Below are 231 nucleotides of genomic sequence, written 5' to 3' on the forward strand. Positions count from 1 at the left end.
CTTATTGATTTCTGTTCAAGTGGACCTGGATGATCAAACCGCACTCCAGTTCCAAGAGGATTTCTTAAATAAAATTCATGAAGAAGGATCCCATGGTGTTGTCATTGATCTTACTTCTGTAGAGATGATAGATTCATTTATTGCTAAGGTTCTAGGAGATGTAGAGGATATGTCTAATCTGATGGGGGCGAAGGTCGTTCTTACAGGAATACAGCCCGCTGTAGCTATTAC

General features: G+C 40.3%; 1 protein-coding gene. It reads left to right on the forward strand.

Annotation, left to right across the window (positions count from 1 at the left end):
- Window positions 1–231: STAS domain-containing protein (locus tag AOA60_RS31980; RefSeq protein ID WP_099587671.1), on the forward strand; the 231-nt coding region annotated here is incomplete at both ends.

Source organism: Pseudomonas sp. 2822-17, assembly GCF_002742485.1.
Lineage (GTDB): Bacteria > Pseudomonadota > Gammaproteobacteria > Pseudomonadales > Pseudomonadaceae > Aquipseudomonas > Aquipseudomonas cyclaminis.